Below are 25612 nucleotides of genomic sequence, written 5' to 3' on the forward strand. Positions count from 1 at the left end.
CTTACATGGCTCGAAGGTGGAAGCTTCAAAGATATTTGTAAAAGCATATTTACTGGTGGATTGATCGGAGCAGCAGGTGGTGTATTTGGAGGGTTAGTTTCAAAAGCCTTGACTTCCGTTATCTCCCGATTTGCTCCCACCATCGCATCGAAGCTTGGTAATCTACTTGGTTTCGGGGCAATGGGAGTACACGATTCAGCTCTAGAAGATGTGCTATATAACCGTAAAATTGACTGGAAAAAAGCAATCGTCACAGGCGGATTCTCTATGGCCCTCATCTTCGGAGGTGGGAAGTTAGCACCGCCTTTGGTCAACTTTATTAATGACCTTCCAAACCCTTTCGCTAAGACAGTCGTGCAGACCGTCGATAGATCAACCTTTCAAAACTTCGCTAATGAAAAGATCGGGGATACTAAGTTTGGTGATTTTCTTAATTGGTTTGTTAAAGGCGAAAGCGGAAATGGTTCAAAGGCTTTAGAGGAAGGGAATATTAAACAAAAAACCATTGAGGAACGATTTGCTGAGGGGGAGTTTCTTGCTAGTAAGACGGAATTTCCTACAGGTATTGATGATAAGGTTACAATAATTGATCAACAGTTGATTTGGAAAGGTGATATTCCCACTTTCACCAAAAGTCAATATCGAACTGTAGTAACGAATGAAGAGATTACTCTGTATCGTGTTTATGGTAATAAGGAAGGTGAACGAGGGGCTTTAAAAGTTGGTTCATTTGCTACGACCTCACCAGCCAAAAGCCGTGTGCAAGTACAAAGGGACAGTGCTCTATTACCTGAGTGGGGAAATACGATGGAAAAAGAGGTTACAATTACAATTCCTAAAGGTACTACCATTAATATAGGGAAAGTAGCACCTCAGACAGCAAAAGATACGGGAATTGAATATCCTGGAGGCGGAGATCAGATATTATTACCATATCCGGCGAAAGAAGAGTGGTTTGGAGCAACTCGAGATGTTCCAATTAAATGAGGAGGTAGGGTGTATGTCAACAGAATTAAATTTAGAGAAGGTAGTAGTAGAAATTAGAGATTGGTTTGAAGAAAATGAAGCGACATGGCTTATGCTACCTACTGGTTGGGATGGTCGTCCATATGACAACATTCATCGTTTGCAGTTTCTCGCACATCGTCCTAGTAAGCTCCTACTTGAATTAGATCAATATGGCCTTTTTATTTTTACAGACTTAAAAGGATTTCAGCGAACTGACACTAAAAGTGAAACGGTCTTGAGATTCTTTGACTTTTCTCAGTGTATTGTTGTGGGGGACACTTACCATAAGGTATACAAAGAAGGATCTGTACAATTTCTCGCCCCAAAACGTTAGTGAGGGAATTGAAATGGATAAGGTAGTAAAAGAAATTGAGCAATGGTTTCAAGAACAGTTATGTGCGGGTCTCATTTTACCTACTGGCTGGAATGGAAGACCTTATGATAATGTATATCGTCTTACTTTTGTTGCAGGCCGTCCTCGGTGGCTTATGATCGAACTAGACGATAATAGTCTTTTCGTAATCACAGATTTAAAGGAGTGTAAGCCGTCTGAATCAGAATTGACTCTCTCAGGCTTTACTCAGTTTGTTCGGCATAATCCGGGTGGTGATACTTTTGATCCGAGTATGGAGGTTTTTACAGAGGGATCAATTCAATTTGTCTCTTTGAGACCTAGGGTTTAATAATCGATAGATCAAGGGGCAGATATAGTTCATCTACACTGCCCCTTTTAATCAAATCAAACATTAAAACTTGGGAGATGGGGTTTACCACCTTGTTTCTTTTTCTTTGATGAAGAAGCGTAAATATTTCGCCATCTGGTATAAGATTCTTATATTAGTGAATCGAGAGGATAGCGACGTTTAAATGAAATGGATAAAATGGACACTCGTAGGTATGCTGTTAGGTATTCTGATCATTCTAGTATTATAGGAGTGACGGTTGCAGTTAATACACAGACTCAACGTATGGCACTCAAGATTCAAGAAACGAATACGGAGGCTATGCGGTTTCAAGCGAGGGCACCGTGGCGAGATGAAAAGCAAAGGTTCATACCAGACCAGACGGTATTAGGCCATATATTGAGCTTGAACCTACCGATCATCCATTAGCAGTGGAATCTAGGAATGGAGTAAATATTGAGCGGGTACAAGGGATTGCTGAATTGATCTGTGGTAATAAAGCTAAAGACAATTCACAATAAGAACTTCAAGGACTAAATCAATACATGGACCTTTTTAAATAGGATACCGTTACATGCTCACCGCTCAATTTAGATCAGTGGAATAATCCTATATTTACGTTCCCCAAAGATGGGGAGTCAACGAGACCATATCTAGTGTTGACTATCCACTACCCGAGTTCAAAAATATATTACGTAACCCCATCCACTAGTCGCAACCCTGCCAGAGGGGGCTTTGGGGGTGGTGGAATTTCATTTTACTTCCCCTTCCTCTCTCTCCCTTCACAACTGAATAAATATACTTGTTAATAAATAAAAAATGTCACTTTTTCATCTAAAGTGACTCAGACTGTAGACAAAACCCTTCTGATTGTGTTTTTCAGAAGGGTTTTGTCTACAGTCTGAAATAACCGCCGAGATGCGGTTATTTAGCAAAATAGCTCATCTCTAGTAATTAGAATAAAAATTCTTTACAGTTGTGAAATCAATATGTAATGTATTTAGTTTAATGCTTTAACTGACTGCTTTCTAAACATGATAAAGTAATAAGAAAGAAATAAAATCACACAAGATAATAATATGGCTGAGATCATGGGAGCTGGTGTCGTGAGCTTTACTTGACCTAAAATCAGCCCACAAAGAGCTCCTGAAATCATTTGAATAAAAAAGAATAGTCCAGAAGCTGTTCCAGCAATTTCATTAAAAGGCTTCATGACCGCTGCTTGGCAAGCTGGAAAAATCCCTCCTATTCCAATCATCATAAATCCAATGGGGATGACGACTAACCAATACGAATCAGATTCGATTAAACTTACTATAGCTAGTAGTATAGCAAAAGCGAGGGCAAAAGAACTTAGAATTAAAATCAATTTTTCAAGAGGGATCTTCTTTGATCCTTTCCGTGTAACGACTGTTCCCAACAAATAACCTATAATAATAGTGGCATAAATCCAACCATATTGAATTGGACTTACATGATAAATTTGTTGAAATACAAATGAAGAGGTCTGAATAAAGCTATAATATGCACACCATGCAAGACTGATTGCAAGACTGTAACCAATAAAATGCCTGTGGGAAAGTAATCGTTTATATTGCCCACATAATACTTTTAGTTGAAATGCATCTTGTTTTAACGTCTTGTTTGTTTCGGGGAGTATACAGAGAACCATAACTAAAATTAAGGATGCAAAAACAAGCAAAGTCCAAAAAGCCATTCTCCATCCAAATTGACTCTCTAACCAACCGCCCAGAATAGGAGCTATGGCAGGAGTAAGTGCTATTGCTGTAGACAGGTAGGTTAAAACAGTCACTTGTATTTTCTCTGGAAAAATATCTTTGGCAATAACACGAGCCACGACAGTCCCACAACAACCACCCAAAGCTTGAAGGAACCTTCCTAATATTATAATAGTAATAGAAGAACTACTTAAACAAATAACAGTAGCTATAACATAGATGATTAATCCGCCTATGATTACAGGTTTTCTTCCCCAGCGATCAGATAATGTTCCGCAAATTAACATCGAGCAGGAATACCCTATCATGTAAATACTTATTGTTAGTTGAAGGTCAGATGCTTGAGCGTGAAATTCCTGAATCATATGAGGTAGAGAAGGTAAATACAATCCTATTGATGCTTGTGGAAGGCAAACTAAAGTAATAAGTAGACTAATGATGATAATTCCCTCTTTTTTGGTTGTCATAGTAAAATAGGTTCCTTTGTTAGATTTCCCACCATGTGACCAACAATCTTCTTTGCTTGTTTAGATATTATCTCTAACGAACTTGTATAGTAATAAGTTCCAGAAGTCAGATGTCCTAGTGCATATAGATGATGATTTAGTTGTCCAGTCTTCCCAATAACTTGTAAAGAATCAAACTCTACCTCTATTCCCCCCATAGGATGTTCTTTTGCTAATCGGTTATTCAACATGGAGCCGATCAAGGATGTACGACTTTCACTATTTATAAATCGACTAGCTCCAGTAGCATTAATGATCCAATCAAATTCACATTCTAGTCCATTTTTAAACAAGGCATAGAAAGTTTCATCTTGATAATAGTTGAGATGTTGAAGACCTGAACATATTTCTAATTTTCCTGTTTCAAATAATAAAAGCATCTTTTTAGCACTAGCTGGAGGCATTGGATTGCGTAAGTTCATAAATCGACGATGGTACTTTCTAATAAATGTATGTTGATCGTAGAGAGAAAGGGAATTCCACATGTTCTCTATCGATTCATTTAAAGCTATCAAAAGACTTTGAGTAAGATTAAACTCATTGGAGGTTAGAATTTCCTCGCGCAACTGATCTACAGAATTAGTTTCGTTCTCTCTAAACAATTCTCTCCAATTCAAGTTGTGAGATTCGAACTCTTGTTTAACTAATTTAGTCAATTGGATTAGCGAAAGACTATGATGCTTTTGTAAATTTTCTCTAGTTAAAACTTGTAATTTAACAGGTCGAGTAATCCCTCTAACTCGTGGTAATTCTCCGTTTCTAGAAAGAAGAGAGATAGAAGCATTATGATCTTGTTTCCGTAATGCTAAAACGATATCGACAGCAGTAAGTCCTGAACCTATAATTCCAACTCATGAATTAGTTGGAATATTCTCCAGCTTTTCTCGAAGAGGGTATGGATTTTGAATGTAATGATTTTGTCCTCTAAGTTGAAATGGATCTTGCGATAGAGTATTACCAATACATATAGCTACTTGATCAAAAATCATAAACTCCCTATCTCTTGTTTTTAACATATATTGTTGTTTTATTTTTGTGATTTCAATGATCTCATTTTTTGAGATATGGAGTTTTATCCCTTTCCTCTTTGCGATTTGAACGATTCCACGTAGTGACTCTTGTAAGTACATTCCAAATAAGGCTCTCGGTAGAAAAGTGGTTTTTATCTCTTCGTTCAAATGAAGGATATTAGAAACCCACTCAATGAAATCTCGAGGGTTATCAGAGTCGATGGACATTAACTTGGCATCCCTATTTATTAAAGAAGTTAATACATCATCTTGATATGCTAAACCAGGACCTAAACTATCATTTTTTTCAAATATTGATATTTCGATTTTTGAATCCATATTATCTATTAAAGAATCTATCAATTTTTTTAAGAGCGCAACACCGGATGCCCCACCACCAATAATTGCGATCTTCGTACAAACAGGAAAATTTGATTTTTCCACGGTTTACCCTTCTTCCTAGATAGATTTACTTATAGGTTGAATGTATTTTAGTATATAAAAACATTTAATTCAATAATGATTTCATGAGTTATTTGTAATATAATTCCTAAATAGATATATTATTAAATCAATTTAATCACATGTTCTTAATCGGATTACTTTTTTAATTTGATAAAGTCAGATGTCATTCATCACCCGCTACAATGTTATGATATTTGATTCTCTGTACTCCTTTATCATCTAGTCTCTTAGCCAATTCTTTAAGAACTTCCACTGTATGAGATTCATCTCAGATAGGGTCGTTATCGATAGTGACAAATAGAAAATCATGTCTAATTGCCCTCTGATTTTCAAATACAGTGACAATTGTTTTTTCATTGTACGTTGGATAGGACCATTCCTTTCCTTGATCCCTTTTACATCTCTGATGGTGACGAATCCATCCGCAGTCTCTTTAGGAACTTAGCCAGTTCAATACGGTAATACTTGATTGTGTGTTCGCTTAAATTCCGAATCCTTCCGTCTCGGAGGAACGATTTTAACAGCACTTCGAAAGACTCAATTTGCTCCACTGATGATTAGAGATGCACAGTACTTGAAAGATTATTCGAACGTCTTGACATAAAAAAATGCCCCCTAGTTTGAACCAAAGGACAATTCATACCGTCAACTGCGCCTTTCTCTTTCGCACGATCATTTTTGCGAAAAAACACACAAAAAAAGCGTCCCCAAATCGGTGAACCCCTCGTCTTTTAACGGTTTCTGGTACCGAAGGTGGGACTCGAACCCACACTCCTCGCGGAACGCGATTTTGAGTCGCGCGCGTCTGCCATTCCGCCACTTCGGCATATCATTTTAGATAATCATTCGCTCATGCGAACTACTTTATTGATAATAACATCACATTTCATTCTATGTCAACAAAATCTCTATGAATCTTTCACATTCAAAACAATGGGGGTTATTAAGGAGTTGTAATCAATGCGCTATAGAGGGAAGATTATAATAGTTAAGAATGATATACTATTTATGATCAGGAGGGAATATAGTTGAGCGATATTAAGCTGTTCCGCATTTACGATGACTCTGCGGAAGAACTAGCAGGACGATCCGTTACGGTTGAGAAATCATTACAAAATATACTGGAGCAACATTTAGAAACATTTTTAGGCGTACGATTTCTTGCTACCGAATACAATACGGGCAAAAAACATGCAGGCCGAATCGATACGTTAGGCATTGACGAAAATAATTCACCTGTCATTATCGAATATAAGCGAGCTGTAAATGAAAACGTTGTCACACAAGGACTTTTTTATCTTGATTGGCTACTCGATCATAAAGCAGAATTTGAGTTAATGGTTATGCGTACATATGGCATTGAAGTATCGAATGCTATAGAGTGGAGCAGTCCACGCTTATTATGTATAGCAGGTGGCTTTACTAAATTTGATCGTCATGCAGTCGAACAGATTCATCGGAACATCGAACTATATGTTTATAAGTATTACGATGAAGGACTACTATTGCTTGAATTAGTGAACGCAACCACTGCACAAACCATGCATATCAACGAACAGACAGAAAATCAACGTAATGTTAGTGTAAAAGTAAAAACCGTTTCCGATTATTTGGAACAAGCCAATACGCAAATTACCGATAGATATGAAGCATTAAAAGCCTATATGATGGCCCTAGGCGATGATGTACAAATCAAAATTCTAAAGCATTACATCGCATTTAAGCGGATTAAAAACTTTGTATGCCTTGAAATACATCCACAAACAGGCCGAATATTGCTATATGTAAAAGTAAATCCGGATCAAGTTACGTTGGAAAACGGCTTTACTCGTGATGTCAGGAACATAGGACATTTTGGTACTGGGAACTTGGAAGTTGCCATCACAAGTGATGCAGATATCGAAAGAGCAAAGCACCTCATCAGCATGGCTTATGACGTTAGTTAATCTCGGGGGAATTACCAGTTCCAGGGGTAGTATTCTGCCTTCTCGATTCGGATACACTTCTTAGAAACTAGTAAATACCACGGAGGGACTATGAACGTTTTAATTGTAGATGATGAAAAAGACATGTTAAAAATCCTAAAAGCTTACTTCGAACGTGAAGGATACTCTGTGTTTCTCGCTGAAGATGGAGAGCAGGCACTCGACCTTTTTTACAGTAACAAGATTGACTTAGTTGTTTTAGATTGGATGATGCCACACGTTAGTGGTTTAAGTATATGTAAAGAGATTAAGAAGAATAGTCATGTGAAAGTTTTAATGCTAACCGCAAAAAGTGAAGATGAAGACGAGTTACTAGCATTAAATATGGGAGCAGATGACTACATAAAGAAACCATTTCATCCTGGGGTCCTATTGATGAGAGCTAAGAAGCTAATGCAAGAAGATAAAGTAGCATACCTTGGAGATATAAAAATTGATTTCCAGGCAAAGAAAATATATAGAAGTGAGCAAGATGTACAAGCAACGAAGAAAGAATTAGATTTAGTGAGTTGCTTTCTACGAAACAAGGGGAAGATCTTGACTCGAAAAGATCTATTAGATCTCGTATGGGGAATGGATTATGTAGGGGATGAGCGAACAGTTGATACACATGTAAGAAGATTACGAGAAAAAATCGGCTCAAATCTCATTAAAACGCATCGAGGTTTAGGGTATAGTTTGGAGAATGTAGATGAATAAACTTGGAAGAAAATTAGCTATCGCCATTTCTGTTTCGATTCTTTTCCTTTTTACGCTGTCTATGCTGACTAACTACTTTCTCCTACCCCGGTACTATCAATACCAAATAAAAAAAGAATTACAAGCCGTTGCACACGAAATAGAAACAACTCCTACTCCAAATTTAGAGGTATTCGTTCGAAACCTAGAAGAGAAATACAATGTAACGATTGTATATGAAAAGATTCTAGATAATGAAGATGATCTGAATTGGCAGCTACGTGAGAAGCTAGCCAAGAAAAAAATCAGTCTAAATCGATTTTGGATTACTAAGGATACCTTACAACAAGTAAGGGAAGGACAAAACCAATATGTATTGTATGATCAAGGAAAGCTCAAGTCGAGCTTTTCGACAAGCCTGATCGAGAAAGACAACTTGATTATGGTTGTGGGTGTTTCGATCGTTCATTTTCGTGAAGCAGCTGAGGTAATTAATACATTTATGATTTATACTTTTGGATTTGCGATGTCTATACTTCTCTTTTTAGTTTGGATATGGTCACGCAAAATTACAAATCCTTTAAAGGTATTAACGGATATTTCGCAAGATATTTCTCAGCTCGACTTCAAAAAAGTAAATATAAAAACCAATGATGAGATAGAAGAATTAGCTGATAGTATTAATAAAATGAGTGATGAATTAAAAATAGCCCACGAAGGCTTGAAAAAGAAAAACCAAAATCTAAAACGGTTTATGTCTGATATTACGCATGAACTGAAAACTCCTTTGGCTTTAATGAAAGCATATTCTGTAGGAATTCAAGATGGGCTGGACGATGGTACATATCTACCGACGATTATAAGACAGATCGATAACGTATCTTCCTTGATTGATGAGTTATTAGAGTTTTCAAGAGTGGAGCGGGAAGAACTAAAAAAGACAGATTTTAACTTGATCCCACTTGTTCACTCTTGTTTGGAAAAATATCAGATTGAAATGAACCAAAAACAAATTGGTCTAGATATCCACACAAAAATACATCCATCTATTCGAATATATGCTGATCCTAGTAAAATCGAGAAAGTGTTAAATAATCTAATAAGCAATGCGATCAAATACACAGAAGGACCAACGATTCACATCAACATGGATGAAATAAATGATGATGTCCTTTTCACAGTAGAAAATCAAACCAGCCTGCCAAATTCAACGGATATCACCCGAATCTGGGAACCTTTTTATGTAGGTGAATTCTCTCGCAACAAAGATAAATTCGGAACGGGGCTTGGTTTGGCAATCGTTCAATCGATTTTACAACGTCATCAAATAGAGTATGGGGTCCGACTATTCGATAGCACCATTCAGTTTTATATCTATTTCCCAAAAACACGGGATAACATAACTACCTAACCCCTTCTACTGAACCTTGAAATTGAGTACCTCCAAAAGAAGGGGTTACTTTAATCCTGTATTGAGTATCTTGGTACGCTCTATGGGTGATCGTAATGTTTGTCCCACATTTTTTATCCTTTGTATCATACCAAACACCGTTTTTTTGTTGCTGCACCTCCATGCAGAGCCCCGCAGAACTACTAGGATCATTTTTATAGATATTCCAACGCAACTTTGAGTACATTGTATTCATAGGTCCAAATGCCGCCTGATTCTCTGGATTATCAGAATACCAGGAACCATGGTGTGTATCCCCAACAAAGGATGTTGCTGCAAACACATCTATTGTAATCGATAGCGATAACGCGAATGCGAGGAAACTAATTGTCCACTTCTTTCTCATGCCTTTCATCCTCCTAATCGAATCTCTTCCTCTAAATCTTCTCCAATGAAGCCTCATCACAAACATAAAAAAGAGCCTCCGTATGGAGAACTCCCTTTGTTTATCGATATATATTATTCACTACCAGCAGAGCTTTATCCATCCCATTGAATTAAGCCTTTTCTTTTCTCTTTATATTGATAATCGACATGAAATCCGCTTTCTGCTTCTTGATTTCCTCGCCATTCTTCCTCATAAACAAGAAGTAAACAAGGTACATCGCCAGCACCGCAGGCACACCATATTGCACGTAGATTTTGGTAGCATCATCAAACCAGTTACTTACAAATACTACTACACAACAAATGAAGCCGAAGATCGGTACAAACGGATATAACGGTGTACGATATTTTAGATCCTCTACTTTTCCACCTTGTGCAAGATATTTACGGCGGAAAAAGAATTGGGATGCACAAATCATGATCCAAGAGAGAATAGCGGTCATACCCGCGATATTCATCAGGCTTTCATACACTTTAATAGCTGGAAAATATTTCGTTAAGAATGAAAGACATGCTACTGCAAAGCTGATGAGTAGAGCGATAAATGGCGTTCCTTTGGCATTCACCTTTCCAAGTGCTTTGGGAGCCATTTTATTATGGGATAGAGAGTAGAGCATACGGCTCGCTGCATATAACCCTGAGTTCGCTACGGAAAGTAGAGCAATTAATACGACTGCATTCATAATGTCTGCGGCATAAGGAACACCTACTTGTTCGAGGGCAAAAACAAATGGACTTTCGAGTACGCCCGCTTGCTTAAAGGGTACGATAGCATTTAGTACGGTCATTGCAAGGCCAAAGAATAAGATGGTGCGCCATACAGTTTGACGAATCGCGCGTGGGATCACACGCTCTGGATCTTTCGATTCTCCTGCTGCCACTCCGACTAACTCTGTTCCTTGGAAGGCAAAGTTTACTGCAAGCATCGTAATGAAGATAGAACCAATCCCAGTTGGGAATAATCCATCTTTTGTAAAATTAGAGAATAATGGGGCCGAGCTTGCACTTTTTATATCGATCAAACCAAATATCGCCGCTCCACCAATGAGAATAAACAATACCACCGCAGAAATCTTAATACTTGCAAACCAAAACTCTGCTTCGGCAAAACTGCGTCCTGAGAATGCATTTACTAAGAACATAACTGATCCAAATAAAACAGCCCATATCTCAAGGTCGACAGCTGGGAACCAACGTTGCATAGCCCCACCAATCATAACAAGCTCTAGGGCTACTGTTGCCGCCCATCCTAACCAGTATAGCCAGCCTACGACGAAGCCATGAGATGGACCAATGAAACGGGTGGAGTACTCTTGAAAGGAGCCAGCCGTGGGCATCGCTACTGATAATTCACCTAAGCATAGCATCACAAAATACATAATGAGTCCGCCAATGAGATATGCCAGTACGGATCCAAGTGGACCAGCTGTTTGAATGGCATACCCTGACATATTAAAGAAACCTGTTCCCAGTACTCCGCCAAGTGCAATCATAAACAAGTGACGGCTTTTCATGGAACGTTTGAGACCGTTCTGAGTTGTCTCCATCATGATTCGATTCCCCTTTATAGAAGATAATGTCAAAATAAATGATAGTGTCAAATTTATGTCATTTCATAAGTACTAGCATGATTTTATATTTATTTATATTTGTTGTATACAGGTTTTTTTTGTAAAATTTCTTACCTCTATTATGCAAACGTTTCCATTACCTATATATCAATGCATATACTTTTCCAATCCATATCCACTTATGTTGTAGCTGGTATGTATCCAATTCATATTTAACCATATTACCCATTCATGAAGAAGCATTCATTTGCATAAATTTGTCATTATCATTCGATAAGGATTCATTACTTTCGCGAATATGGATATTATATTGTGTATATAGGATGAAAAATTCACTTTCATGCCTCAAATCCATCCAAATGAGAAAAAAGTATCGTATATAATTTATAGATCATATTAATAGAAAAGAAGGTTTTATAATGAGCAGAAAATCTAAGTTTGAGAATAGAAAATTCGATTTCAAAAAAAAATTACCCTTTTTATCAATAGTGATCGGGGTAGGCGCTGTCGTTTTAGCTATCGGATATATGCTCTTTCTACATAATGGAGCTGTAGGTGAGTTTAATAAAAAGATTACTCAAGTACAAAATCATAATCTAAAGTATGGGGAATTATCTGCTAAGTCTTCGGAAAGCTTTAAAAAAGAAAAGGACATGGTTCTTGCTTTAAAACCTGCAATTGAAGACAATAAAGATGCACTGAATCAAATCGTTAAATTAATTGAGGAACAACAGAAAACAACGGAGCTTCAAAAAGCAGAGCTTACAAAAAGTAAAGCCATCTTTCCAGAGTTAAAGCAACAACTGAACGATCTCCCATCTGGTTATCGGGCCTCTGCTTCTGAACTCATCTCCCAATTAGAGGAGACTACGAGTCTAAGAGAGCAGGTCTATCAGCAAAGCGAACTTATATTAAAGCAAGAACATGCCCTTTACCTTGAGCTCAGCCAAGGAAAGCTGAGCACTCAAAAGAGCATGAAGGAAGAATATGATAAATTAAATAAACTGATAGGCCAATTAGAGAATCAAATTAAAACGGAACTAAAAGCTTATCAAGTATATGTTGATAAAACCAAGTAAACCTTGAAATAAACTCTTAGGTAACTTACATCGAAGGGAAAGGGGGATATTACATTGTTTGCTCTCTTCGATAATTTTTGCCTATGGACTTCTGTTACTGCCATTTTCTTGGCCCAGTTCGTAAAAGTCCTATGGAATTTCTCCCTACATCGAAAGTGGAATTGGAGATGGTTCTATCTCTCGGGGGGAATGCCTAGCGGACACACCTCAGCAGTAACCTCACTGGCAACAGCAATCGGGATAACACAAGGATTTGATACAACTTCTTTTGCCATTGCCACCATTATTGGAATCATTGTCATGTATGATGCGACTGGGGTTCGCAGGCAAGCAGGTATGCAAGCCCAGGCTATCAATCAACTTATTGACGACTTCACGGCCTTACTCCATGAAATTCGAACGTCCAAGTTAAATTTGGAACATCGAAATCGGCTAAAGGAAATCTTAGGACACAAGCCGATCGAAGTATTTGTAGGTGCTTGGTTCGGGATTTTTGTAGCCTTGATCATGTACATGGTTTGGTATTAAAAAGGAAAACCAAAAACAGCTCACGTCTTGTTAGCGTAACAAGGCCTGGGCTGTTTTTGGTTTCCATGTATGCTGATTCTATTAAAACATCTTATACCCCTTGACTCGTAATGTTTGAATGGTCCATCCACTGGCAACAGCACCTACAAGTCCGGCCAGTAACCATGAGACATCCACTACATGTATTTGTTTCATTTGAAGTGCAATATAAGCAACAAACCCTACGTACACGATAATGGGTAGCCAAGTCGTTTTAAGAATCATATTTAAAATAAAGCCAATCCCAAAGAAGAAAACAAGTAACAGAATAATAGAAACGGCTAGTTGTGGCACTGAAAGGGGCAAGTCTGCATAGTTCATCTACTAATCCTCCGTTCCAAGCTTAATAACAAAACCAACTCTATCTTACTCAACCTCATTCTATGGGTCAACTCTAAAACGTTTGCGTTTTGGTAGTTTCTTTGGCACAATAAGGATGATCTTGTTCATAGTTGAACAAATAGGCTACTCAAAAAGTGAGGAATGAAGAATGAGACCACAACAAGGTAGACCATCTTTTGCAGGGCGTCCTGGATCCGCTCCATCTTCTGCTGAAGGGACCCCACGTCCACAGTTACCAACCCAATATGTAAATTTCTCTTTCTTTAAAGTAGATCCTGCTTGGCGTCGTCTCTCGCAAGAAGATCAAGAGCAAGGGAAGGCAGAATTCGCAGCCGTTGTAAAAGAATATCAAGGAATGAAAGGGAATTTTATTCTCTCTTATTCGATGGTAGGAATTCGGCCCGATGCAGAATTAATGCTTTGGAGAATTGCAAGTGAGTTAGAGACATTCCAAAAAATGACCTCCGAACTCATGCATACGGGTCTAGGGAAATATTTAACCATTACGTATTCGTATCTATCCATTACCAAACGTAGTGTTTATGTAGATAAAATGGACCCTGAACATCAGAACCCACGTACCCATATCATTCCAGGGCAATCCAAATACTTATTTGTTTATCCTTTTATTAAGACGCGCGATTGGTATCAACTCTCCTTCCCAGCCCGCCAAGGGATGATGGATGAGCATATTCAAGTAGGGGGCCGTTATCCGTCGGTTAAACTAAATACGACTTATAGCTTCGGGATTGACGATCACGAGTTTGTCGTGGCGTTTGAGACTGATGATCCAAAAGACTTCTTACAATTAGTGCAAGACCTACGTGAAACTGAGGCAAGCCGCTACACATTGCGTGATGTACCGATGTTTACTTGTATCTCACACGCTGATGTTATGAATGCATTAAACACTTTATAAATAATAAACAAAGTAAAAGCACTCTTCCATCGCGGAGAGTGCTTTTACTTTGTTTACCTATAGTTTCCCTTTACGAAGAACAAGTGAAATTCCACCTAATAGAAACAACCAACGAAGATCGATTAGTTTCTTCATAAAGCTCGCCGAACCACCGAATAATTTTTTGGACCCCACAACTCCAATTGCTACACGATTCCCTAAAGAAGCAACCGTTCCCTTAGGTGCATATTGGAATGCGTGAACACTTTCCCCTCTCATTAATTGAGGCAAGTGCTTACCAAGGTATTGGCCTTGTTGAGTAGAAATCTGTGCAGTTGGAGGGTACGGACGCTCGCCTTCTTTTGGAATGACTAATGAGCTATCGCCTAACACATAGATGTTATCATGACCTGGAGCACGTAGATTTTCATCTACTTTCACACGGCCACGCATGGTCTCAATGCCTGATTCCTCAACCAGCTTGTTACCACGAACTCCGCCAGTCCAGACGACAGTAGACGACTTAATCTCTTCTCCGCCTTTTAAAACAACTCCATCTTTTGTACACTCTTCAATCGGTACGCCAAGGTAGAATTCTACACCTTTTCCTTTTAGGTATTCTACAGCATAGTCAATAAGCGCTTGATCAAAACCAGGTAAGACAGTGGGTGCTGCTTCAATATTTACAATCCGTAGCTTTTCTTGTGGAAGATCGTATTCACGGCAGAGTTCTGGAAGTCGATCTACCAACTCACCCACATACTCAATCCCTGTAAATCCTGCGCCACCCACTACAATCGTAAGATACTCTTCTTTTGGATCATTTTTATAGCGAGCAAACATATATTCCATATGCTCACGGATCATGCGCACACTATCAATGTTGCGGATAAAGAAGGCATTCTCCAAAAGACCTTTGATTCCAAATGTCTCTGGGGCACTTCCTAGCCCAATCACTAAGTGATCGTAATCCAAGGTATGATTTTCCAAATAAACCTTATTTTCACTTGGATTGATCGAAGTTACACGATCTACGACAAAGTTTATACGGTTTGTATTGATCACGGAAGCAATGTTTACACGTGCGTGATCATGATGAGCCGTACCAGCTGCAGGTTTATGCAACTCGGTAGTAAAGTAATGATAAGGGTTTTGATTCACCAATGTAATCTCAGCATCAGAAGCTCCAAGGCTTCTCGTTAAACCCTTCACAGTCATAAGACCGCCGTAACCTGCGCCTAGAACCAGAATCTTAGGTGTTGCCACTATTCATCACATCCATTTACTTATTACACATACCAAAATATGTTTATTCTCTCACAAACTACGAAATGTAGGCCCAACAACGAGTTCCTTATACTATACCAAACCTTATCATATGACCTCTTTAGACATTTGGCAAGGGATTTTGTATATATTGTGTCCGTTATTTTGTTTTATAGCCATGAAAAGATTATTTTAAAATGTTATGCGTTTTATCTATCCGATACAGAAATAAGTAAGAAAAACCGTTCATTTTCTGGTATAATGTTTCTAAGTTTTTTTTATATTCCAAATCAATTAACCCTTGGAGGAAAAATCCTTGATTCCTACAGATATTACGATTATTGGCGGAGGGCCTACTGGACTATTTGCTGCCTTTTATGCCGGAATGCGAAAATCTTCGGTCAAAGTAATCGAAAGCATGCCTCAACTAGGTGGACAGTTATCGACTCTTTATCCAGATAAGTACATTTATGATGTAGCTGGGTTTCCAAAAGTGACAGCGCAAGAACTTGTCGATCAGTTAATAGAACAGTCCTCTATATTCAAACCTGAATATTGTCTAGATGAGAAAGTAATGGAAGTTCATAAGAGAGACGAACAATTATTTGAGATCGTCACCAACAAGCAAACACATTATTCCAAATCTATCATCATTACAGCCGGCTGTGGTGCTTTTGAACCAAGACGCATTTCACTCCCGAATGCAACTCGATTCGAGCAAGCAAATCTTTTTTACTTTGTAAACGATGTTTCACGCTTTACAGGACTAGACGTAGTCATCGCGGGCGGCGGGGACTCAGCCTTAGACTGGGCCCTTATGCTCGAACCCGTTGCCAAAAGTGTTACGTTGGTCCACCGTCGAGATAAATTCCGCGCTCATGAACATAGTGTCGAACTCCTTGAGCAGTCCTCTGTACAGGTCATTACACCACGAGAAATTACAAAGTTACATGGTGGGAGCCAAATTACTTCCATAACACTCAGCAACCAGAAACTAGGGATCACAGAAGAAGTCCATGCAGATGCTCTTATTATAAGTTATGGTTTCGTTTCCTCATTGGGACCTATTGCAAACTGGGGCCTACAAGTAGAAAATGGCGGAATCCTAGTTAATTCCAGTATGGAGACCAATATCTCGGGCATCTATGCAGCTGGGGATATCGCGCATTATCCAGGGAAAGTGAAGTTAATTGCAGTCGGATTCGGTGAAGCACCAACCGCAATTAATCATGCGAAACGATACATTGACCCTGCGGCAAAAGTGCAACCGGGACATAGTTCGAGTATGTCGTTTTAGATATAGTCCATAAATAGGCTTACATCCACTGTAAACTGATATCATCTTGACATGTATGAATCCACATCATTTTGGAAGCCTACTACATATCATCTTCTTCTAAGATAAGGTAGGTTCCAAAACGTGTCCTATATGTGCCCACTCTGCAACGGATTTACCAATCAAATTTCCGAAACGTGCCCCACCTGCACCACTTTACTAATCGACTATGGACCCATTTCCTTCCTAATGGGCAACTATAGCCCTTACGAAGAAATCGACCAGATGAAAATGACAAATGGATTCTCTGACCTAGAGAATCACCAATGTCCTCATCAACTATACTGTCCTACATGTGGTTATACCATGATTGATATCGTCTCCGAGCGTGGAGAATAACCCTTAGTAACAAGGAAAAAGTCTTCTTTCAGATGACCACTTCTGAAAGAAGACTTTTTCTCATTTTTATTAGCAATCTCCTGGTTTTCCAGCCTCTGTTGCCGTTCGGAACGATGAACCACAGCCACAGTTTGCGATGGCATTAGGATTTTCAATGCTAAAACCGCCACCCATCATGGACTCTTTATAATCGATAACGGTGCCAGCAAGAATGGGGCGACTCGTTTCATCGATAATTACTTTCACCCCATGTAGATCGAGTACCGTATCACCTGGATTTTGCTGTTCATCAAAACCCAAACTATATGAAAGACCACTGCAACCGCCTTGGGTAACACCTACACGCAAGAATTGTTGCTCTGGATTATCTGTATCAGTTAACATTTCTTTGACTTTAAGTACAGCTTCCTCTGTTAATTCAATCATTGGAATTCACCCTCCCGTAAATCAAGTATACTTCTCAGGAGGCGAACAATTCAAGCTACTTACAAAGAATTAGCCTACATATTGATACATTTCGATGGCTGAACACTCTTTCACATGAATATGATTTTTGCGAATTTTGTAGATATTTTTCTTCTTACCTCCGCACATGCGATGCCATTCGTTATGAAGTTGATCAAGCTCAACACTTAACTGATAAACAATTGGGTGACCTATTCCCATTATTTTGGCTGTGTCTTCCATCTTCAGTCTAACGACCTCAATCTTCTCCTCTAGTTTCCGCTTCAACAACGGAAACCCCCCCTTTATACTTCTAAAAGTGGACTATCTACCATTTTCTAGTATACACCATTCCTCCGACAAAACGGAACCACTTTTTTACATTTTTTTCTAAATTGTTATTTTCTGTATGATTGATGTAGACAAACACTGACACGAAAGGTAGTAGCTGACCAAATTCCCTCTTTCTTCGATACCAATTACATCTTTCGTTCGATTATGTTAGAATGAGGTCATCTTTCAAAGTCGAAAATCGTTATCGAGCTCATCAATATCATAGCATGTTTCGTCTTATTTTTTATGACTTGAGAGGGGAAGAGGTCAAAATGGATACCCGATTCCAGGAAATCACAGAAAAAGTACGCCATGGTGAGCGTTTAACTCTACAAGATGGTTTGTACTTATATGAAACGCCAGATCTGCTCTCGATCGCACAGTTAGCTAATGAAGTAAACCTGAGCCGTAATGGTAAAAAGGTGTACTTTATTCAAAATATGTATATTAATCCTACGAACGTATGTGAAGCAAAATGTTCGTTTTGTGGGTTCCGCCGTGACCCAGGAGAAGAGGGCGCCTATACGATGTCTCCTGAGGAACTATTAGAATATGTCGGACACCGAATGACAGACAATATTCGTGAGTTTCATATAGTAGGTGGGCACAACCATAAAGTCCCATTTGATTACTATCTCGATACCATCTCGATTTTAAAAAAGAATTATCCAAATGTAACCATAAAGGCATATACAGGGGCGGAAATTCAATTTTTCGCGAAGATTAGCGGACAATCACCTGAGGAAGTTCTACGTGCTCTTATAAACGCCGGTCTAGATACCATGCCTGGTGGCGGAGCGGAAATTCTTACCGAGCGGTATCGAGAAAAAATGAGTCCCGATAAAGCAAGCACCGATGAATGGTTAGAAGCGCACCATATTGCCCATAACCTCGGACTAAAAACGCATGCTACCATGTTATACGGATCCATCGAGACGAAGGAAGAGCGCCTCATCCACATGATGCGAGTTCGTGAATTACAAGACGAAACCAACGGTTATCTTGTATTTATCCCACTTGCTATGCAGCCACGTAGCATCAACGCAGGAATTCGTCGCCGAACATCTGCAATGGACGATATGCGTACTCTAGCCATTAGCCGCCTCATGTTGGACAACTTCCCACACGTGAAGGCCTACTGGATCAATATCGGCACACAGCTTACTCAGCTATCCATGCATTATGGAGTTTCCGATATCCATGGGACTCTAGTGGAAGAACGAATTAGTCATGCCGTCGGAGCCCTTACTCAGAGTGCATTGACCCGTGATGAACTTGTCTGGCTGATTCAAGGTGCAGATCGAATTCCAGTCGAGCGCGATACATTCTATAATGAAATTAAAGTATTCGAACCTGCAATGAAGAAGTAGAACGATTGTTTTCATAAAAAGAGGAAATGGTTACGATAACCATCTCCTCTTTTTTGATTCCTAAAAACGAATCTCCATCTCATCAATTGCCTTATAAATAGCAATGAGTAGCTCCTCGGCTGTATCAGCTTTGATCATATCACCGTTAACTAGGGCATAAGGCTGTGTGGCACAAATTCCACAATACCCTAAACATCCATAATCCAGCACATCATAATCGAGGTTCGTTTCGAGCTTCTTTTTCACTTCTGCTAACTCTGGAGTTACGTTGTTTACACAAAACTCAATGAGTGGCCGCACAGTCCTCTACCCTTTCACTCTTCAAATCGGTTTTACACCTAGATCCTCAATATATTGATACAATGCCCTTAATTTCGGATTCCCCTCCGCGAGAATCTCACCTTGAATCACCACAATGGGATACCATAGATTCTCCTCGATAATACGGTTAGAAAACACCTGATCTATCTCGTTTTCAGGAGCACAGATATCGATATAACGGACTTTTACCTGTCCTCCAAATTTTCTTAGCAAAGCCGCTTCTAGCCAACTAGCTGTTTCGACAGCAGAAGGTAAGGTAACGCAGCTGGAGCAATTTTCTTTAGTCCCGTACACCAGAACCTCGACTATGGACGTATCATTCACACATTACTCCCCGCAGTCACTTCCATTGCTTGTGCTAAATCTTGGATCAAATCTTCTACATCCTCTACTCCAACACTAATCCGAATGAGACCGTCTGTAATCCCTAGTTCAGCACGCCTTTCTGCTGGAATCGATGCGTGAGTCATACGAGCAGGTACCGAAATCAAGCTTTCCACTGCTCCTAAACTCTCAGCTAAAGTAAAATATTTCGTTTTACTTAAAATTTGATTCGCCCGCTCTTCGCTTCCTACATCAAAGGAGATAATCCCACCATATCCTCTTGCCTGCATACTAGCTATTTCATGTCCTGTATGGGTTTCAAGTCCGGGATAATAAACCTTACTTACTTGATCATGCTTGGAGAGCCACTTTGCTAATTGAAGCGCATTCTCTTCATGCGCTTTCATCCGTAATCCAAGTGTCTTCAATCCTCTGATAAGCAGCCACGAATCCTGTGGTCCCAGTACCGCCCCGATTGAATTTTGGACAAAATGCAACTGCTCACCTAGTTCTTCATCTTTTACTGCCACTAAACCAGCAACCACATCGCTATGTCCACCTAAGTATTTCGTAGCACTATGAAGAACCATATCGGCGCCTAAATCAAGTGGATTTTGCCAGTAAGGAGTTAGAAACGTATTATCCACGATACTAAACAAATTATATTTTTTGGCAATGGCTGCAAGTCCTTTTATATCAGTCACTTTTAGTAATGGATTACTTGGCGTTTCCATATAGATCGCTTTCGTATTAGGACGAATCGCCGCTTCTACATTAGATAGTACACTTGTGTCTACTAACGTACTTTCAATTCCAAACCGGTTAAAGACTTTGCTTAATACACGATATGTGCCGCCGTAGATATCATCCCCAACTACTAGATGATCTCCTTGACTAAATAAACTAACAATTGATGAAATCGCTGCCATACCTGATGAAAATGCAAATCCACGAGTTCCATTTTCCAAGTCTGCAATGAATACCTCAAGCGCATGACGCGTTGGATTGCCTGTCCGAGAGTATTCAAATCCTTTATGATTTCCTACTCCATCTTGTTTATAAGTGGACACTTGATAAATCGGAACACTGACAGCCCCAGTATGTTCATCTCCAAAAATCCCACCGTGAATTAATTTTGTATCCATTTTCATCTCACTTACACCCCACCTTGATAGATTTTTTTACTTAAATATCGATCCGAACCATCTGGAAATATCACAACAATCCTCGTCCCTAGCACTGCCTTCTTCGCCTCTTCCAATGCAGCATAATAAGCAGCTCCTGACGAACTCCCTACCAGTAATCCCTGCTCACGTGCTAAGTCTGCCACCAGCCCGAAAGAATCCACATCATCTACTGTATATATTTGATCAACTAAATCATGTTCAAAATAAGGCGGTATAAATTCTAATCCAATTCCCTCTGCCTTATGAGAACCTGCTTCTCCCCCACCTAAAATAGAGCCCTCTGGTTCTACAATAACCGCTTTCACTTTCGGGTCTTTTTCTTTTAGATACTTCGCGACCCCGACAAAGGTTCCTGCTGAACCCGCTCCAGCTACGATAATATCTACTTTGTTATCCAGTTGCTCCCAGATCTCAGGGCCTGTCGTCCCATAATGAATTTTTGGATTAGCTGGATTCGCAAACTGTTGGGGCACATAAGAGCCTGGAATCTCCTCTGCTAATTCTTGACACTTGCGAATCGCTCCCTTAATTCCCTCTTCTGTCGGTGTATTGACAACTTCTGCTCCCAATGCTCTCATTAACTCTTGTTTTTCTTGAGAAAACTTCTCTGGAACCACAAACATAACTCGATATCCAGTCCCTACAGCCGCTAATGCCACTCCAATTCCCGTATTTCCTGCAGTAGGTTCGATAATGGTCCCACCTGGTTGCAGCTTCCCTGTTCGCTCCCCCTCTGCAATTAATGCCATACCCAAGCGATCCTTCACACTGCCACCCGGATTCATAAACTCCAGCTTGGCATATACTTCAATCCCGGTTGGAATACGGGAATCATGTAATTGAACAATCGGAGTTTGTCCGATTAACTCTTTCACAGTTCGGTATATCTTTTTCATATAGTACCTTCTTCCATTGAATTAAACATTTTTAAATAAAGTAAACTTACATTTATCTTATCAATTTACTAGGGGTAAAAAAAGGGGAAACACGCTAAAAAACAATAGGCTTACAACCTTAAATCTACTTTCTCTAGCCTTAAAATCAATATATGATCTATACATACTCCAAATAATATATCTATTTTATTAAAGATAAACCATTTACAAACCATACTTAAACATATCTGGTAAGCGAGCTGGATTACCCCTGAAAACATATGAAGAATCTAGTCTTGCCAAACAGAGATGTTGCTTATAATGACAAACTCATAGAAACTGTTCTTATGTTAAAGCCCATTTTTTCGTAAAGTTTAATAGCCTTATTCCCCACAAATGCACTTAGACGGACTTCAGAGTATCCATCTTGTCTTAGGTGTTCAAATGCTGTTCTCAATAACCATTTGGAAATTCCATTTCCTCTGAATTCCTCTCTGACAAATAGTTCATAAATAAATCCATGCATCTTTTCAGTAAATTGATCTTTACTTACACCTAGAAGAATCCAGCCCATTATTTTTTCGTTCTCTGTTGCTATTAAATAATAGCCCCCTTTTTCCAGCAAGGGTTCAACAAGGTGTTTAATCTTTTCATTTGTAGGTTTTACTTTACCTAAGGTGCCATCAAATACAGCTTGGGGCGATAGTAAAATAATATCTTTAAGTTCTGAATCATTAGGTTTCCTAATTTCCATTAGTAAAATCAGTCCTTCCTTTAACATATCTCCCATCCATTCCACACATGATCACCAGAATCATATTTCCTTCATCGTCTTCAAAGACTCGGTATGCCAACTCATAGTTGATTCCCTTGTATTTGATGTCATATCCATATATACCAGATAAATCTCCTATCTTTAGCCCGCCCATATAAGGATTGGCGGAGATAGCTTGTATCGCTTCCAAATACAGTTTTTTTAATGGTTGGAGGAGCCACATTGTACCTCTGATGAAGTGGTGTTTCATTTTCATAGCCGAATCGTTCCTGTATGTCGAAAATGCTAGACAAGCTAAACCGTCCGCACATTATCTATTCCCCTTTCAAGCCCATTCAATGTTTAATGTCGTCTGAAAGGATAGCCACTTTTCATAGGTACCATTCACCAGGAGGAATTTTCTTGCATGCAGATCCACTCTCTCCACAAATCCACTAAATGTTTTCGGTTCATATTTCCCCACATATGTTGCGATTACCACTCGATCATCCTGATAAGCCTGATTCAGAAGTTGGTTCAGCTCATCCAATTTTTGTTCATCTAGCACAGGTGGGACGTACTCTTTTTGCTTGCGACGTTGATCGATAAGCTGTTCACGATGCTCGATCAGGAACATTCTGCTAGACTCCCACAGTAGATTTCCCCGGTTCAGCTCGTTTCCCTTCATTTGAAGTGACCTCCAATCTTCTCGCCCCTCTCGAACGCTTGACCCGCCTTGGTAAGTGAAGAGGCACGAATGACCGCAGAAGCTCCGTAGCGTTCCTTAATCCCATCAATTATGTAACCTAACTTCTTCCGCTGCTCTTTTTTTTGATCGAACAAATCCAGCTGTACGACTGTATCCGATTGAAGATTACTCAATGACAATCCAATTGCTCTAATTGGCTCTCGATCCCAATGGCATTGGAATAACTCTTTGGCATATTGATACACCAACATCGTTTCGTTTGTTGCGTCAGGCATACTCAACTGGCGGTGGAAACCAGTAGGTATATCAAAGTTAGCCCCCCTAACCCCAACGTGAACCGTTCTACCGATTAGTTGATGACCACGTACCCGTCTACACACATCTTCGCAGATTTCCAGCAACACAACGTCGATTTCTCCTTCAAATTTTCGATAGTCACGGGGTAGAGTCATCTGATGACCAATCCTTTTCGGTCGCTGAAAGGATTTGCTTGTAACTGGAGAAGTATCTATTCCGTTGGCTGTCAACCACAACACATGACCATTGATACCCCACCTAGCTTTTAGTCGATCCAACGGATAGTTGGCGAGTTGTCCAATCGTTTGAATTCGCATCTGCTCAAAATGCCTTCTCATCCGACTACCTACACCAAACATTGAGCCGATCGGTAATGGCCACAGTCTCTGCTCCAAGTTAGATTCATCTAATTGAAAGACCCCGAAAAAATTTCTTTTCGCAAAGTTATCACAAGCCATTTTCGATAACACTTTCGTTGGACCGATTCCTACTCTTGCCCTAATCTGCACCTCTGATTGAATCGCATTTTGAATCTGTTCTGCCATCTCCTTTGGTGGGCCAAATAGCCGCTCACATCCTGATACATCAAGGAAAATTTCGTCTATACTATACGGCTCTACACGATCACTAAACCGTTCTAAAATCTTCGTAATCCTCAGAGATGTATTTATGTAAAGTTGCATATGTGGTCTCAAGACAGTTACGTTTGGACATTGATTTAGAGCTTCCCAAAGAGGTTGGGCTGTCTTCACTCCACGAGCCTTCGCAAGAGGACAGGCTGCTAGTACGATGCCACTTCTCCGTTCGGGATCGCCACAAACGATTGTCGGCTTGTTCCATAAATCGGGCTGTAGCGACTTCTCCACGCTACAGTAGAAAGACTCCATATCGACCAATAGAATCATCCGGTTCCACCTTCTTACATATCTTAGTGGCTCTAGTATATGCGAATATACGTTCGTATATAAGTCATAAATATTTCCAGAGACACCTAAATTCTTATAAAATGGTTGAATCCCTCTCATATCAAGGAGTTTTGGGATGAGTTTGGTTCAAAACGTGATATCTGCAATGGTAGCTGGCGAACCTCTTTCGAGGCTACTTCCATAAGAATGAAAGCATCAAGGAGATGGGTCTACAGTCTAAACAGATCAATCGCCTTTTTATGCCTTGATTTTGGTCAAACAACATTCCCATACATATGTTATCTATTCATCTCTAGAGAAAAGCAGATTGCTTTTCTCTAACAAAAACCCTACAATGAGGTTATCAACTAATTAAGAACAATTCTCACCTGTGAGGGATTGTTGACTCGAAGGGAGTATGACAAATATGACGTTAGAAGAACGCGTACAAGAGGTTTTAGATAAATTACGTCCATATATTCAACGTGACGGTGGCGATGTTGAACTAGTTGAAATCGAAGACGGCATCGTTCGCGTGCGTCTGCTTGGCGCTTGTGGATCCTGCCCAAGTTCTACGATTACACTAAAAGCAGGTATTGAACGTGCATTGATGGAAGAGATTCCAGAAGTACGGGAAGTCGAACAAGCACTTTAATCATAAGGAAAGGCTATCTAGTAAAAACCATGAATGAACTGCACCCCAATTGTTGGACACGAAATTAAAACCCAACAGTTGGAGGTGTTTTTTCTATGGCTAAGTATTCAGTAGAAACTAAATTAGAAG

The 25612-nt window shown here is 39.5% G+C and carries 30 protein-coding genes, 1 tRNA gene and 1 pseudogene; 14 read left to right on the plus strand and 18 right to left on the minus strand.

Annotated elements, in window-relative coordinates:
* The 5 genes and pseudogenes from BLU58_RS17055 to BLU58_RS17060 all read left to right on the plus strand — a co-directional run.
* Nucleotides 1-987, plus strand: a pseudogene (locus tag BLU58_RS17055) (hypothetical protein); the annotation flags it as partial.
* A 13-nt stretch (nucleotides 988-1000) separates the two neighbouring features.
* A complete protein-coding gene (locus BLU58_RS15255) occupies nucleotides 1001-1342 on the plus strand; it encodes a hypothetical protein (RefSeq protein WP_093293554.1) in 342 nt (113 codons plus the stop codon).
* A 13-nt stretch (nucleotides 1343-1355) separates the two neighbouring features.
* Nucleotides 1356-1691, plus strand: coding sequence for a hypothetical protein (locus BLU58_RS15260; RefSeq protein ID WP_093293556.1), 336 nt, complete (start codon nucleotides 1356-1358; stop codon nucleotides 1689-1691).
* A 189-nt stretch (nucleotides 1692-1880) separates the two neighbouring features.
* Nucleotides 1881-2120 (plus strand): hypothetical protein, encoded by a 240-nt coding sequence (locus BLU58_RS15265; protein WP_093293559.1) that lies wholly within the window; start codon nucleotides 1881-1883, stop codon nucleotides 2118-2120.
* Nucleotides 2090-2212, plus strand: coding sequence for a hypothetical protein (locus BLU58_RS17060; protein ID WP_369813823.1), 123 nt, complete (start codon nucleotides 2090-2092; stop codon nucleotides 2210-2212). The genes BLU58_RS15265 and BLU58_RS17060 overlap by 31 nt, the downstream gene beginning before the upstream one ends.
* 479 nt (nucleotides 2213-2691) lie before the next feature.
* Here the strand turns inward: BLU58_RS17060 and BLU58_RS15270 are convergent, their stop codons facing one another.
* From BLU58_RS15270 to BLU58_RS15285, 4 genes are all read right to left on the minus strand, one after another.
* Complete coding sequence (locus tag BLU58_RS15270) at nucleotides 2692-3897, minus strand: multidrug effflux MFS transporter (RefSeq protein ID WP_093293561.1); 1206 nt, start codon at nucleotides 3895-3897, stop codon at nucleotides 2692-2694.
* On the minus strand, nucleotides 3894-4553 hold the full coding sequence (locus tag BLU58_RS15275) for an FAD/NAD(P)-binding protein (protein WP_176786715.1): 660 nt from the start codon (nucleotides 4551-4553) through the stop codon (nucleotides 3894-3896). The genes BLU58_RS15270 and BLU58_RS15275 overlap by 4 nt, the downstream gene beginning before the upstream one ends.
* 234 nt (nucleotides 4554-4787) lie before the next feature.
* Nucleotides 4788-5390 (minus strand): FAD/NAD(P)-binding protein, encoded by a 603-nt coding sequence (locus BLU58_RS15280; RefSeq protein ID WP_093293566.1) that lies wholly within the window; start codon nucleotides 5388-5390, stop codon nucleotides 4788-4790.
* Nucleotides 5391-6153: 763 nt separating this feature from the next.
* Nucleotides 6154-6237: transfer RNA gene (locus BLU58_RS15285), tRNA-Leu, on the minus strand.
* Nucleotides 6238-6439: 202 nt separating this feature from the next.
* Here BLU58_RS15285 and BLU58_RS15290 point away from each other — a divergent pair.
* The 3 genes from BLU58_RS15290 to BLU58_RS15300 all read left to right on the plus strand — a co-directional run bounded on the left by BLU58_RS15290 (nucleotide 6440) and on the right by BLU58_RS15300 (nucleotide 9485).
* Entirely contained in the window at nucleotides 6440-7357 is a 918-nt protein-coding gene (locus BLU58_RS15290; protein WP_093293569.1) for a DUF5655 domain-containing protein, read from the plus strand.
* Between the two features lie 90 nt (nucleotides 7358-7447).
* Entirely contained in the window at nucleotides 7448-8095 is a 648-nt protein-coding gene (locus BLU58_RS15295; protein WP_093293571.1) for a response regulator transcription factor, read from the plus strand.
* Entirely contained in the window at nucleotides 8088-9485 is a 1398-nt protein-coding gene (locus BLU58_RS15300; protein WP_093293574.1) for a sensor histidine kinase, read from the plus strand. The genes BLU58_RS15295 and BLU58_RS15300 overlap by 8 nt, the downstream gene beginning before the upstream one ends.
* Here the strand turns inward: BLU58_RS15300 and BLU58_RS15305 are convergent.
* Entirely contained in the window at nucleotides 9478-9870 is a 393-nt protein-coding gene (locus tag BLU58_RS15305) for a hypothetical protein (protein WP_093293576.1), read from the minus strand. The genes BLU58_RS15300 and BLU58_RS15305 overlap by 8 nt on opposite strands.
* A gap of 151 nt (nucleotides 9871-10021) precedes the next feature.
* A complete protein-coding gene (locus BLU58_RS15310) occupies nucleotides 10022-11458 on the minus strand; it encodes an amino acid permease (RefSeq protein WP_093293622.1) in 1437 nt (478 codons plus the stop codon).
* 443 nt (nucleotides 11459-11901) lie between these two features.
* Between BLU58_RS15310 and BLU58_RS15315 the strand changes: the two genes are divergently transcribed.
* Nucleotides 11902-12561 (plus strand): hypothetical protein, encoded by a 660-nt coding sequence (locus BLU58_RS15315; RefSeq protein WP_093293578.1) that lies wholly within the window; start codon nucleotides 11902-11904, stop codon nucleotides 12559-12561.
* A 54-nt stretch (nucleotides 12562-12615) separates the two neighbouring features.
* Nucleotides 12616-13089, plus strand: coding sequence for a divergent PAP2 family protein (locus tag BLU58_RS15320; protein ID WP_093293580.1), 474 nt, complete (start codon nucleotides 12616-12618; stop codon nucleotides 13087-13089).
* Between the two features lie 81 nt (nucleotides 13090-13170).
* Here BLU58_RS15320 and BLU58_RS15325 read toward each other — a convergent pair whose 3' ends face one another.
* Nucleotides 13171-13449 carry a YuiB family protein gene (locus BLU58_RS15325; protein ID WP_093293582.1) on the minus strand — a complete coding sequence of 93 codons (279 nt, stop codon included), beginning with the start codon at nucleotides 13447-13449 and terminating at the stop codon, nucleotides 13171-13173.
* A 169-nt stretch (nucleotides 13450-13618) separates the two neighbouring features.
* On the opposite strand from BLU58_RS15325, the gene BLU58_RS15330 reads away from it, so the two are divergent.
* The gene (locus BLU58_RS15330) at nucleotides 13619-14389 is read left to right on the plus strand and encodes a chlorite dismutase family protein (RefSeq protein ID WP_093293585.1); all 771 of its coding nucleotides are present in this window, start codon (nucleotides 13619-13621) and stop codon (nucleotides 14387-14389) included.
* A 57-nt stretch (nucleotides 14390-14446) separates the two neighbouring features.
* Here BLU58_RS15330 and BLU58_RS15335 read toward each other — a convergent pair whose 3' ends face one another.
* Entirely contained in the window at nucleotides 14447-15637 is a 1191-nt protein-coding gene (locus BLU58_RS15335; protein WP_093293588.1) for an NAD(P)/FAD-dependent oxidoreductase, read from the minus strand.
* A gap of 313 nt (nucleotides 15638-15950) precedes the next feature.
* On the opposite strand from BLU58_RS15335, the gene BLU58_RS15340 reads away from it, so the two are divergent.
* Nucleotides 15951-16931 carry an NAD(P)/FAD-dependent oxidoreductase gene (locus BLU58_RS15340; protein ID WP_255404746.1) on the plus strand — a complete coding sequence of 327 codons (981 nt, stop codon included), beginning with the start codon at nucleotides 15951-15953 and terminating at the stop codon, nucleotides 16929-16931.
* 447 nt (nucleotides 16932-17378) lie between these two features.
* Here the strand turns inward: BLU58_RS15340 and BLU58_RS15350 are convergent, their stop codons facing one another.
* Nucleotides 17379-17735 (minus strand): HesB/IscA family protein, encoded by a 357-nt coding sequence (locus BLU58_RS15350; RefSeq protein ID WP_093293593.1) that lies wholly within the window; start codon nucleotides 17733-17735, stop codon nucleotides 17379-17381.
* A gap of 69 nt (nucleotides 17736-17804) precedes the next feature.
* A complete protein-coding gene (locus BLU58_RS15355) occupies nucleotides 17805-18041 on the minus strand; it encodes an aspartyl-phosphate phosphatase Spo0E family protein (RefSeq protein WP_255404747.1) in 237 nt (78 codons plus the stop codon).
* Between the two features lie 317 nt (nucleotides 18042-18358).
* On the opposite strand from BLU58_RS15355, the gene mqnE reads away from it, so the two are divergent.
* Nucleotides 18359-19456: an aminofutalosine synthase MqnE gene (gene mqnE, locus BLU58_RS15360; RefSeq protein WP_093293599.1), complete on the plus strand. Its 1098-nt coding sequence runs from the start codon at nucleotides 18359-18361 to the stop codon at nucleotides 19454-19456.
* A 60-nt stretch (nucleotides 19457-19516) separates the two neighbouring features.
* On the opposite strand, the gene BLU58_RS15365 is transcribed toward mqnE, so the two are convergent.
* From BLU58_RS15365 to BLU58_RS15400, 8 genes are all read right to left on the minus strand, one after another.
* Nucleotides 19517-19756 (minus strand): YuzB family protein, encoded by a 240-nt coding sequence (locus tag BLU58_RS15365; protein ID WP_093293602.1) that lies wholly within the window; start codon nucleotides 19754-19756, stop codon nucleotides 19517-19519.
* A 21-nt stretch (nucleotides 19757-19777) separates the two neighbouring features.
* Entirely contained in the window at nucleotides 19778-20101 is a 324-nt protein-coding gene (locus tag BLU58_RS15370) for a DUF1462 family protein (protein WP_255404748.1), read from the minus strand.
* Nucleotides 20098-21252, minus strand: coding sequence for a bifunctional cystathionine gamma-lyase/homocysteine desulfhydrase (locus tag BLU58_RS15375; protein WP_093293605.1), 1155 nt, complete (start codon nucleotides 21250-21252; stop codon nucleotides 20098-20100). Before BLU58_RS15375 ends, BLU58_RS15370 begins: the two co-directional genes overlap by 4 nt.
* A 5-nt stretch (nucleotides 21253-21257) precedes the next feature.
* Nucleotides 21258-22184 carry a PLP-dependent cysteine synthase family protein gene (locus tag BLU58_RS15380; protein WP_093293608.1) on the minus strand — a complete coding sequence of 309 codons (927 nt, stop codon included), beginning with the start codon at nucleotides 22182-22184 and terminating at the stop codon, nucleotides 21258-21260.
* 295 nt (nucleotides 22185-22479) lie between these two features.
* Nucleotides 22480-22917 carry a GNAT family N-acetyltransferase gene (locus tag BLU58_RS15385; RefSeq protein WP_093293610.1) on the minus strand — a complete coding sequence of 146 codons (438 nt, stop codon included), beginning with the start codon at nucleotides 22915-22917 and terminating at the stop codon, nucleotides 22480-22482.
* Nucleotides 22907-23194, minus strand: a complete 288-nt coding sequence (locus tag BLU58_RS15390; protein WP_093293613.1) for a type II toxin-antitoxin system RelE/ParE family toxin — start codon at nucleotides 23192-23194, stop codon at nucleotides 22907-22909. Before BLU58_RS15390 ends, BLU58_RS15385 begins: the two co-directional genes overlap by 11 nt.
* A gap of 69 nt (nucleotides 23195-23263) precedes the next feature.
* Nucleotides 23264-23605: a YolD-like family protein gene (locus BLU58_RS15395; RefSeq protein WP_093293616.1), complete on the minus strand. Its 342-nt coding sequence runs from the start codon at nucleotides 23603-23605 to the stop codon at nucleotides 23264-23266.
* Nucleotides 23602-24828 (minus strand): DNA polymerase IV, encoded by a 1227-nt coding sequence (locus tag BLU58_RS15400; RefSeq protein WP_093293619.1) that lies wholly within the window; start codon nucleotides 24826-24828, stop codon nucleotides 23602-23604. The genes BLU58_RS15395 and BLU58_RS15400 overlap by 4 nt, the downstream gene beginning before the upstream one ends.
* A gap of 427 nt (nucleotides 24829-25255) precedes the next feature.
* Between BLU58_RS15400 and BLU58_RS15405 the strand changes: the two genes are divergently transcribed.
* A complete protein-coding gene (locus BLU58_RS15405) occupies nucleotides 25256-25483 on the plus strand; it encodes a NifU family protein (RefSeq protein WP_131849634.1) in 228 nt (75 codons plus the stop codon).
* Nucleotides 25484-25612: the final 129 nt, after the last annotated feature.

Source organism: Thermoactinomyces sp. DSM 45892, assembly GCF_900107305.1.
Lineage (GTDB): Bacteria > Bacillota > Bacilli > Thermoactinomycetales > Thermoactinomycetaceae > Baia.